Origin of the sequence: Pseudanabaena sp. CCNP1317 (genome assembly GCF_034931345.1) — a bacterium.
GTDB classification, from domain to species: Bacteria; Cyanobacteriota; Cyanobacteriia; order Pseudanabaenales; family Pseudanabaenaceae; genus Pseudanabaena; species Pseudanabaena galeata.
On record NZ_JAYGIF010000036.1, the window covers coordinates 1 to 11,597 of the forward strand.

An 11,597-nucleotide genomic window follows, 5' to 3' on the forward strand; every position below is an offset into this window, starting at 1 on the left:
AGAACTAATCCTCCACCTGCCTGTGCTTCTATTGCCAAACGCGAAAAGTTAGATTTTCGTATCGAATTTGCTCGTATTACCATTGTCTCATCTTGAGACTCTCCTGAGTTTTCTGCACCACTAAGGTTTCACTAGTAGATTAATTAAGGGCGATCGAAACAGCGATGATTTGTTTGACGGAACGCGATGACATTTGTGGTGGCAAAATTCCGATTATTAAACATGAAAAGGATGACCAAATTTGGCATGGCTGGAATAGCTATGATGGCAACCCAGAGGAAGAACTTCCCATTTTTACGAATGAAGCTCTCAATGAGCGATTTTATGGTGATTTACAGGGCTTAAACAAAGCGGATACTGCGAAGAAGTATGGCGTTGAACAGGTTTATGCGTGGCGTAGATCCTACAACGTCCGACCACCAGGGGGAGAAAGTTTAGAAGATACCCAAAAGCGGGTGAATGCTTATTTCAGGAGCCGTATTCTGCCTCATCTTCTCCAAGGTGATAATGTCTTGATTACGGCTCATGGGAACTCTCTGCGATCAATCATGATGATGCTAGATCATCTCAGTCCATCGGAAGTAATAGGATTAGAACTAGCGACAGGTATACCGATCGCCTATGAACTTGATGTTACTGGAGAGGTGATCAGCAAAACAATCCTGAATGACTAGCGATCGCCTACATTCGCAAAGTATCCCTCCCTTTTCAGAAGTTTGTGAGAGTGTTGTGGAAGTTTTAAAGACATCATTCAAGTTATAAGCATTAAGTCTAAGGCGAAGCATCCTAGTGGCATAATAAGCTCACTATTCGACCTGACGGTAAACCCAAATTTTTTCTTGTGGTTTGTTTGATCGAAAATTTCTGTAAGCGATCGCGCAGTTTTGCGGGCGGCTCAACTTTATCAGTTGTGGAGGGGATAGGCAGACAATTTTGCGGTACAGGTTTAGGAGTATTATGCTGTATTTTGATAGATAAATATCAGTTATACCTAACCGATACGCTCGTTAAAGATATCTATTTTTAGACAAGTTTAAGCCAGCAAAAATAATTTCCTTTGTTGTTTAGTTCCGAGAAGTTATCGATGATCTCACAGACAAATAATTATTAAGAGATCGGAACATAACACGCTATTGGAGCGGATAATATTGAGAGATTTCTTTTAAGTTGAGAGGTGATATCGATTGCCTCTCAATTTAGCCATTATGTGTTTTGAGCAGACTTGTTGTAATCCCAAATGACAACTTTGGGTAAACATATTGTTCTATGCATAACAATAGAAGATACATGCATAATTGAGATGTGTAACTATTTTTAATCTATTGCCATGAGGTTGTTTGAGCTACCGAAAAGTCAAACCGTTCATTAGTGCAGTACGTCGATTCAGGACTTTCAGACTTTTAGTTGCACATCAAACCATGAGAGGAAACTGAAGATGAATAATACGACAACTACCAGTGGCAAATGCCCAGTAATACACGGCAGTGTTACGAAAACTAGCATGTCGAACATGGAATGGTGGCCCAAGGCACTTAATCTCGATATTTTAAGTCAGCACGATCGCAAGACTAACCCGATGGGAGCAGACTTCAACTATCGGGAAGAGGTCAAGAAACTTGACGTAGCCGCGCTCAAAAAAGACCTGCACGCACTGATGACGGACAGCCAAGACTGGTGGCCTGCGGACTGGGGACACTATGGTGGGCTGATGATCCGCATGACTTGGCACGCGGCGGGAACCTATCGTATTGCAGATGGTCGCGGCGGAGCGGGTACTGGTAATCAGCGTTTTGCACCCATCAACTCTTGGCCAGATAACACCAATCTCGATAAGGCACGCCGTCTGCTCTGGCCGATCAAAATGAAATATGGAAACAAGCTCAGTTGGGCAGATCTGATTACCTACGCAGGTACTATCGCCTATGAATCTATGGGACTAAAGACCTTCGGCTTTGCCTTTGGTCGAGAAGATATCTGGCATCCCGAAAAAGATATCTACTGGGGTTCGGAGAAGGAATGGCTTGCCCGCAGTAACAATCCCCACAGTCGCTATTCTGGCGAACGGGATCTTGAAAATCCTCTTGCTGCCGTGATGATGGGGCTAATCTACGTCAACCCCGAAGGCGTGGACGGCTATCCCGACCCACTCAAGACTGCCCATGATGTGCGTGTGACCTTTGCCCGTATGGCTATGAACGACGAAGAAACTGTCGCCCTCACTGCTGGTGGACACACAGTGGGCAAATGCCACGGTAATGGTGATGCTGCAATGCTCGGCGCGGAACCCGAAGCTGCCGATGTCGAAGAACAGGGCTTGGGTTGGATCAACAAGACCCAGCGCGGCATTGGTCGTAACACCGTGACCAGCGGCATTGAAGGCGCATGGACAACCTATCCCACCCGATGGGATAACGGCTATTTCCACATGCTGCTGAATTACGACTGGGAACTGAAGAAGAGTCCAGCAGGTGCTTGGCAATGGGAACCCGTCAACGTTAGAGAAGAAGACAAGCCCATTGATGTCGAAGACCCCACAATCCGCCGTAACCTAGTCATGACCGATGCCGACATGGCTATGAAGATGGATACTGCATATCGGAAGATCTCCGAACGGTTCTATAATGAACCAGAATATTTTGCTGAAGTCTTTGCACGGGCTTGGTTCAAGCTGACACATCGGGATATGGGTCCAAAGACTCGTTACATCGGTCCCGATTTGCCGCAAGAAGATCTGATCTGGCAAGATCCGATTCCTAAGGGGAATACCAACTATGATGTTCAGGTAGTAAAGGATAGAATTGCGGCTAGCGGTCTGAGCATCAGCGAAATGGTATGCACTGCATGGGACAGCGCCAGAACTTTCCGAGGTTCGGATAAGCGAGGGGGGGCTAATGGATCTCGTATCCGCTTAGCCCCGCAAAAGGGTTGGGCAGGCAACGAGCCTGCACGTCTAACCAAGGTACTGACATTACTCGAAAGCATTGCGGAGGATACTGGAGCCAGTGTCGCTGATGTTATCGTACTTGCAGGTAACGTCGGCATCGAGCAGGCGGCACAGGCTGCTGGCTTTGACATTATCGTTCCCTTCTGCTCTGGTCGTGGTGACGCGACGGACGAGATGACCGATACCGAATCGTTTGATGTGCTGGAACCTCTCCATGACGGCTATCGTAACTGGCTCAAGAAGGGCTATGCCGTCAGCGCCGAAGAGCTGATGCTCGATCGCACCCAACTGATGGGGTTAACTGCCCCTGAGATGACGGTGCTGGTTGGCGGTATGCGTGTGCTGGGTAGCAACTATGGCGGCACTAAGCACGGTGTGTTCACTGATCGCGAAGGCGTATTAACCAACGACTTCTTCGTGAATCTGACTGACATGAACTACACATGGAAGCCAGCTAGTAATAATCTGTATGAAATCCGCGATCGCAAAACAGATCAGATTAAATGGACGGCGACACGGGTAGATCTTGTCTTCGGCTCCAACTCGATCCTTCGTGCCTATGCCGAAGTCTACGCGCAGGATGACAACAAAGAAAAGTTCGTGCAGGACTTCGTGGCAGCTTGGGCGAAGGTGATGAACGCCGATCGCTTTGATCTTGCCTAACCGTCAAGACGCATCCCCACGATGCGATGATTGACATCGTGGGGATACACAGATTGATTCCTCTAGATACCCTAAGTAGTCATAATGCCGAAACCGATGCGATCGTTATGCGTTCTGCAAGTTATAACAAGTCAAAATAATGATTTATAAGTTTGGCGTATGGCGCTGCCCACTCCAAACAGGAATACCATCTTCGTTTCGTAAAACTAAAACGCGATCGCCTTTAGATACTTCGGCGACGATTAGGACAGATTCACTTCCCGTCGTCAGCTTAAATCCTTTTACCTCAATGCGATCGCCCACTTTGATTTGCAAACCCTGATTGTCTAGATACCAAGTTGGTGCTAGGCGAACTTCTCTAACTCCTATGTCTGTTTTTAATTGCAAATGCACTCCAGTAGACATGCGATGCATTGAAGTGATGGCATCTATAGCCACTACTTCTCCTACCACTGTTTCGTTGATACTGAAGCGATCTATCGATTGCATTTTTCTAGTTGGAGATTCAGATTGTCTCATTCTCCAGTGATTTCCACCCAGCCCAGTCATGGGTGACTGGGCAAATAAAGCGGGAGTCGAGGCTAGAAAAAACATGGCAACTAGGATAGTGAAAATGATAATTTTTTTCATAACAGCCTCCATTTGCACTAAGACCAATCATTGAACTGACAAAACAAAAATGTCGGATTAGGCTTTAGGGATTTGTCAGTGAACTGATTAATATGGCAATAGTTTCTTAGACCCGAATTAACGCTCGGTCGAGGATGCTAAATCCTCCTAAAATATCAGCCGAGATTCCTAAAAATAATATTAAGAGAGCAATTAGATGATTGGTAGACCATAAGAGATAGGCTGTTACAAATGCCAATGGAACCAATAGCAATATACCCAAAAATATCAACGGACATCTTATATCCTTCACGATCTCAACACCTCCTTTTGTTGGCGTTTTGATTAACGGGATTAAGACTAAAAAGATAAATTTTCTCTCCCTTTAGTCTTATTTCTATCCTAGCTCGATTTCAAAATATATAGGAGTAAGAATTGTCAAAATTTAGCAAAAATTCATACAGTGCTTTGGTGACTCAACAGAATAATTAATCCAAACCCGTTGGAGCAGACATATCTTGCTTCAACGGGTTTGGATTTTATTTCTTAGATTTGTCCTAGCCAAACATCAAAAGCTCTGGGCGAAAAATCATGACCATCCCAAAAAACACCATAAACAGCCCTGCTACTAACTTGAGTCTTCGTCCTTGGCTTTCTGTAAATCGCGATGATTCAAATGAGTAGATAAAGTTTCCTAAAATCAGCAATAACGGAATGATATAGATGATTGCGTAGAGTGCTGTCCAAGTAATATAACAAGACCAATTTGTCTGTGGTGAACTCGCGGCACAGTAGTTAATTAGAGTGGTCATATAGACAGCAGGTAAAATAGCTGTACATCCTAGCTCGACAAGATTTACGAAAATTGCTAATAATATCGTTCCACCCAATGCTGCTAAAAATTGCATTTGCCCTGCGGCTGAGTCTCTTAGACCACGAACGATTTTGCCCGCTTTTTGGCTAATGGTACGTTGTTGTTCTTCAGATAAGGATAGCGAAACCCCTTGTTTGAACCAAAAATAATCTTTGAGATTAATAATACCTGCGATCGCAATGCTGATTCCCAGCACTAACATAAAAAGTTTGCCATATTGTTCTAATAAAATAGAACCCAACCCGATCATCAGCATGATGAATAGAAAATACATCACCGCCGAAGTAATGATGAAAGTCCCACCAACAATGATCATGTCTCGCCTTTGCTTGGTGTAAGTGAGCAACGAGAGCAGAATAATTAAAACCGTAAAAGCACAAGGATTAAACCCATCTGCTAAGGAAATAGTTGCCACAAAAATCGGAAAAGGCAGACCTTGAGCAAACTGATTGATCGCCGTATCTGGAGTCAACCCAATGATTAAAAACAAGCTCATCAGAACAGTAGCGACTAATCCTCCCAACCAATAGCGTCTGCTCTGCTCTTGCTCTAATCGCTTTCTGAGGAAAGGGAAACTCGTCGCATAAACCAATGGTATCCCCATTGTCCACCAAGGGAATTGATATGCTGCACTTGTAGAGATAGCGATCGCTTTTGATAGTTGCACTTCATGACCAATCTCACTGGCGATCGCTTGGATAATTTGGTTGCGATAGCCAATATAACCAAAATAAACTGGATTGTATTCTAGAGAACCATCACTTTCGCTATAGCCAATAAAAGACTTGTTTCCCACGAACGTTCGAGGCACTGCTCCATTGGGAATATTATGCTTCTGTCTAAAATCCTTCCAAGTTTGTGGATCTTGATTAACTTCAATGAAGTGGACATCCACATCTTTGTTGTAAGTCTCAATCGTCTGCATTAAAGGCTTTTGGCGAAGGCAGTGGGGACAAGTTTCACTGTGAAAAAAGTAAACATCTAAAACTCCCACTCTTGCCTGTGCTGATGGCTGAAAAATCGTCAACATCACAAGACAAGCAAGAGCTAAAACAAGAATTTGCTTTTGCAGGTAATGAAGTATCATCATGCAAAGTGGACATCCTAAGGCTGCGTTAATGATTGTGTTGAAACTGCAAATTACAGCGCTTTATACTGCAAAAATTGCTAGATTACCAAGATAATGTCTGCGTGTTGTCCTTAAATAAAGCATTACCAGTAAGTTCTGGTGAACCTATCTTTGCGCCATCAATTAGGTCGGATTCCTTAACACCATATTTTTTCATGCACATAGGGCAGACGAGTACAACACCGCCTTGCTTTATGATTTCTGCTAGAGCGCTCTGTTGTTCTCTGTATATCCTCGCATTTGCCTTTGAACCCACAAGAACACCTTTGTCATTTAGAAAAATCGTAACTGGATGACCGCGTTCAAATTGGCTCTTGGAAAACTGAATCGCCATGGTGGTGCGATGTGGTTGGTCAGCAGTCATATTCACAAATAGAGGATCTCTTTCCCCTGCAATGGCAGGCATCCCAACGGCAGTGGCAGAAATCACAAACAGGGGAGCAACTAGATTTAGCAGTTTCATAATTTACCTAATTATTTTAAATGGAAATTCATTACTACAAATTGTGTTCAATCAAACCGCAAATTTTTTTCAGTATTTTGTGCAGCAATCTAAGTACAGGACAAAAAGCTTGAAATGCTCTCCCAGTAAGGATTTGGCTCAATAAGCCCGAAAGCTTTACTTAGTAACGATTTCAGGGGATTTTGGCGTTCTATTTTTGATTTTTTGTCCTGTACTTAGGCAGCAATACAAAATTTAAATTAACGATATTCAGCAATCAATTGAGACAACCGCGACATAGTTGCGGCGATGTTTTCATCCGTTTTGTGTTCCATGCCCATGGCAACCATAAGCAAGCCTAATTCCACTGAATCCTCTAAACTCATTACCAAATCTACCTCTTCTGTTGCTTCTAAAACATCATGCAGTTTAGCCGACTGTTTAATTGTTAAGTCAATGTAAATAGCAGAGGGACTTTCTTGCTCGTGGTCTTGAACTTCTTCTACCCGTGAAATACGAGTACAGTTTGCCGTAACACTGGTTAAGTTACTGATTACAGTGATATCACCAGTGTTAAGTTCTTGAGTGAAAAGTTTAGTTTTCATCAGTCAACCTCCTAGAATTATACTAATTCACGAAAGTGTGACAACAATTTTGTGAATTAAAAACAAAACCCATTGAGGGTTTTCAAAACTAAAAATGATTATTTTTAGTTTTGGTATTACGAGAATAGAGGGCATAACTTGTACTTTTGCACTCTATATTGTTGTATTTAGATAATTGTATTGTTATATAGTGAGGCAATATATCTTTAGACACAAATTGAAATACTTCAGTCAATACCTGAGTTCGTATTTTGGATGGTAATGTGAAACTATGGTTTCTACAATTAATTTGCTTTCCTTATCTGCTTCAGAACACCCATCACTAGGTGCGGGATTAGAGGATTTGCCACAACCAGATTTAGAGGCAGAGGCAGAATGCTGTAACTGGTTAAGGTTTCATCGACTTTGGGGACAGTTGCCCGATCGCACTCTGCAAGATATCGCGAGATCGCTGCATTTATTTAAAGTGGAAGCAGGCACGATTATCTATCAAACCAATCAACCTGCGATCGGACTGTATTTGATGAAATGGGGAGCCGTCGAAATTTACCGAACTTCATTAATTGGCAGATCCCAGATTCGTCCGCGCAGTGCAGGAGATCTATTTGGCTATGTGACCCTAATCGCCAAACTGAAGGAGGGTAAACATCAAACTCAGGCGATCGCTATTACTAACAGCGAAATCTGGTTTCTACCCCAAGCTAGATTTTGGCAATTGATGCAGCAACATCCTGAACTGGAACATCTCTTCAATACGCTCTTAGCCCAAGACCTCAATGCTTTTAGTACCCGCATCGCTAAAGAACAACAACGTATTCAAGGGTTGCAGTCCTACATTCAGAATGTTCCTAAAGATAAAACCATTATTGGTAACAGTAAGGCAACGCAAAAGTTAAGCGAACAAATCGATCATGCTGCCGCCACCCTGAAGCCCATCATTTTCCAAGGGCAAGCAGGAACTGGCAAAACTTTTCTGGCAGGGTTAATTCACGATCGCTCTGGTTTAGCGGCTCAGCCCTTTGTTGAGCTAGATTGTGCCAAGTTGCCGCGATCACTTGATGGCAGATTAGATACAGATTTATTGTTTGGGCGCATTGGTGCAAGGGAAGGAATTCTGGAATTATTGGAACGGGGAACGCTGTTATTGAATAATTGTCAGGTTTTGAGTGAAGGCGATCGCCTCAGATTAATCCATTACCTCAAAGCAGGGACAATCTTACCCAATCATGGCGTGAGTGTTTCTGGTAAGCTCGACCCTGAACCACCGACATCAATTCAATCTTGGGTGCGCCTAATCATGGCAGCTCCAGACAAAATTGATTTACCCGCAGACCTAGATATCATTTCGATCAAACTCTTTACCCTGCCACAGCGCAAAGCCGATATTCCCGATTTTGCCCGTTACTTTCTCTCTCAATTTTGCCAAGAACAGAATCGTCCATTATTGGAACTAGATCAATCGGAAATGCGGCGATTGATTAGCTATGATTACCCAGGGAATCTGGCGGAATTAGCCGAAATCTTGCACCGTGCGACGATCATGACCCCGATCGCTCAAGCAGTAATTTCTGAACAAGCGCTCTGGTCGGTGCAATCTTCTAAAAATGCCTTTCGTGTTGATCTACTCACCTACGCACCTTGGTTACGCCAAATCTTGCTTAGCCGATGGTATCCCGAAGGCATCTGGTATGTGATGATGGCATTCTTCGTCCCTATAACGATCGCAGGTTTCTTTGGTCCGCAAGCAAGGGATAGCAGCATCACCCTGAATCTATTTTGGGCTTGGTGGTGGCCTGGATATTTACTTCTGTTTGTGTTTATCGGTCGGCTTTGGTGTGCCGTTTGTCCCTTTATGATTACCGCCGAATGGATTAGGCGATTTTCTCTCTGGCTCTTCCCGCGACAGCAATTAACTTGGAATACCCAATGGCTAAACCGTTGGGGCGCTTGGTTCCTATTTGGCGGCTTCGTAGCAATCTATCTCTGGGAAAAATTATGGGACTTACCGCACCATGCGGCGCTTTCGGCTTGGTTATTATTGGCGATTACCGCAGGAGCCGTGATTTGCAGCCTCATTTATGAACGGCGGCTCTGGTGTCGCTATCTCTGTCCGATTGGCGGCATGAATGGAATGTTTGCCAAACTAGCGATGGTGGAAGTACGGGCAACTCAACAGGTTTGTGGCAGTCAATGCAGCACCTTTGGTTGTTACAAGGGCAGCGCCGCTACCGCCGTCACCTTTGCCGATGCTCTCCCCACGGAAGGGCAGGCTACGGAGGGTTGTCCTCTCTATTCCCATCCTGCTCAATTACAGGATAACCGCGACTGTATGCTCTGCATGACCTGCATGAAAGCCTGTCCCAATCGTTCTGTGCAGTTAAATTTACGATTCCCAACTTCTGATTTACTGGAAAATCATCAAGCCTTTAGTGCAGAAGTTGCCTTGCTGTTGCTGCTTTTGGGCGGTGTATTTATGCACCATAGCCACAGGATTCTCGATTGGTTAGGATTTGGTTATTTTCCAGTTGATGCTGACCATTTATTGCCGAGTACAGCGATCGCCCTAGCTTTATTAAGTATTCCTGCCCTATTGACCTATTTAGCCCATGCGATCGCCCGTAGGCTTGACCCTAAGCAACCCGAATATTTACGAGTGATCTATGCCTATCTGCCCCTCACCCTAGCGGTAAATCTAGCCCATTACATCCCTGCGGCAGTCACCGAAGCAGGGCGGTTCTTACCAGTTTTAGCGAGAACCTTAGGCTCCAGTGGTGAGCATCTATTCACCCTCACTTGGAGTTTAGAAGTTGCCCAATTTTTGCAAGGCGTGACTCTTCTTTCCGCCGTTATATTTAGCATCTATCCCCTATTACGAATCACAGGGCGATCGCTACTTAGCAATCTCCCCCATTTAGTTTTAATGCTAGGTTTCACCTTCTTTTTCTTTCAAGTAATGGTCTTTTAATCCCCATGAAAATCTATCACGATATTACACAAGTTATTGGACATACCCCCCTGCTCAGGCTGAATCACTTACCGCAGGAAATGGGTTGCGTTGCCGAAATCGTCTTAAAAATGGAAGGAATGAATCCTGCCAAATCCGTGAAGGATCGCATTGCCATTAGCATGATCACCGAAGCAGAGCAGGCTGGCTTAATTCAACCGCATCATTCCACAATTATTGAAGCCACTTCTGGGAATACAGGCATTGGCTTAGCGATGGTCTGTGCAGTCAAGGGCTATCGTTTGATCTTGACGATGCCAGACAATATGAGTGCGGAAAGACAAAAACTTTTGCAAGCCTATGGAGCCGAGGTAGTCTTGACTCCTGCGATCTCGGATATGCAAGGAGCGATCGCCCATGCTAACCAGTTATTAATGACGATTCCCCATGCTTTTTCACCACACCAATTCAGCAATCCCGCTAATCCCAAAATCCATTACCACACCACAGGTGTAGAGATATGGGAAGATACCGATGGCGCGATCGCGGCGCTAGTAGTGGGCGTTGGCACAGGCGGCACACTCACGGGGGCAGGTTGCTATCTCAAACAAAAAAATCCCCAAATTCAGATAATCGCGGTAGAACCATCAACTAGTGCTGTCCTAAGCGGTCAACCCGCCCATCCCCATAATATTCAAGGTATTGGCGCAGGTTTTATTCCCGATGTTTTGCGCGTCGATTTAATTGATGAAATTGCGATCGTCACGGAATCCGAAGCCTATGAGATAGGAAAACAGTTAGCCCAAAAGGAAGGAATCTTGAGCGGTATTTCCACAGGCGCGGTGGTTTATGCAGGTTTACAAATAGGAAGGCGATCTCAATATCAAAATCAACGTATTGTGATTGTTCAGCCCAGTGCAGGGGAGCGTTATCTGAGTACTGCTATGTGGAATGATGTCCATTAATCCTTAGCGATCGCCCCACCAGCTTTTTCCCAACCTGAGAGGCTAGGCGGTAAATCTCACAAATAGGAGTAAATACAGGATAACCATGTATCCTGTATTTACCCCAAGTTTACCTATGCTTAGTAATAGAACTACGTTGCATAGTACGCCACATCACGATTCCTGTAAAAAGCAATATAAACAAACCGAGAGCAGTCAGGAATGGGTAAACAATTTCTAGATTAATTACACCGAAATCTCCCTTATGCCAATCTAAAATCCATTTAGAACTCTTTTCTCTGCCTTTGCCTGCTAAATCTAAGTACAGGACAAAAATTTAATGGAGTTGAAGAAAGCCTCGGAATTGAGATGGATGTCAAAGATGATATGACGCAGAAAATCAAAACCAAGACGAAAAATGCTTTTAGGTAAGCGACCGTGCT

At 44.2% G+C, this 11,597-nt stretch carries 8 protein-coding genes and 1 pseudogene; 5 read left to right on the forward strand and 4 right to left on the reverse strand.

Annotation, left to right across the window (positions count from 1 at the left end; translation table 11 throughout):
- Positions 1-143 precede the first annotated feature (143 nt).
- The 3 genes and pseudogenes from VB775_RS10010 to katG all read left to right on the forward strand — a co-directional run.
- Positions 144-674 (forward strand): annotated as a pseudogene (locus tag VB775_RS10010) (histidine phosphatase family protein); the annotation flags it as partial.
- A gap of 167 nt (positions 675-841) precedes the next feature.
- A complete protein-coding gene (locus VB775_RS10015; protein ID WP_323216755.1) occupies positions 842-1,027 on the forward strand; it encodes a hypothetical protein in 186 nt (61 codons plus the stop codon).
- 408 nt (positions 1,028-1,435) lie between these two features.
- The gene (katG, locus tag VB775_RS10020) at positions 1,436-3,607 is read left to right on the forward strand and encodes a catalase/peroxidase HPI (protein ID WP_281009913.1); all 2,172 of its coding nucleotides are present in this window, start codon (positions 1,436-1,438) and stop codon (positions 3,605-3,607) included.
- A gap of 144 nt (positions 3,608-3,751) precedes the next feature.
- Here the strand turns inward: katG and VB775_RS10025 are convergent, their stop codons facing one another.
- The 4 genes from VB775_RS10025 to VB775_RS10040 all read right to left on the reverse strand — a co-directional run bounded on the left by VB775_RS10025 (position 3,752) and on the right by VB775_RS10040 (position 7,266).
- Positions 3,752-4,237: a hypothetical protein gene (locus VB775_RS10025; RefSeq protein WP_281009912.1), complete on the reverse strand. Its 486-nt coding sequence runs from the start codon at positions 4,235-4,237 to the stop codon at positions 3,752-3,754.
- A 536-nt stretch (positions 4,238-4,773) separates the two neighbouring features.
- Positions 4,774-6,180 (reverse strand): glutaredoxin family protein, encoded by a 1,407-nt coding sequence (locus VB775_RS10030; RefSeq protein WP_281009911.1) that lies wholly within the window; start codon positions 6,178-6,180, stop codon positions 4,774-4,776.
- An 82-nt stretch (positions 6,181-6,262) separates the two neighbouring features.
- Positions 6,263-6,682, reverse strand: coding sequence for a DsrE family protein (locus tag VB775_RS10035; RefSeq protein WP_281009910.1), 420 nt, complete (start codon positions 6,680-6,682; stop codon positions 6,263-6,265).
- A 239-nt stretch (positions 6,683-6,921) separates the two neighbouring features.
- Positions 6,922-7,266 (reverse strand): hypothetical protein, encoded by a 345-nt coding sequence (locus VB775_RS10040; RefSeq protein WP_281009909.1) that lies wholly within the window; start codon positions 7,264-7,266, stop codon positions 6,922-6,924.
- A 271-nt stretch (positions 7,267-7,537) separates the two neighbouring features.
- Between VB775_RS10040 and VB775_RS10045 the strand changes: the two genes are divergently transcribed.
- Positions 7,538-10,231, forward strand: a complete 2,694-nt coding sequence (locus VB775_RS10045; RefSeq protein ID WP_281009908.1) for a cyclic nucleotide-binding domain-containing protein — start codon at positions 7,538-7,540, stop codon at positions 10,229-10,231.
- Positions 10,232-10,236: 5 nt separating this feature from the next.
- Positions 10,237-11,175 carry a cysteine synthase A gene (gene cysK, locus VB775_RS10050; protein ID WP_281009907.1) on the forward strand — a complete coding sequence of 313 codons (939 nt, stop codon included), beginning with the start codon at positions 10,237-10,239 and terminating at the stop codon, positions 11,173-11,175.
- Positions 11,176-11,597 lie beyond the last annotated feature (422 nt).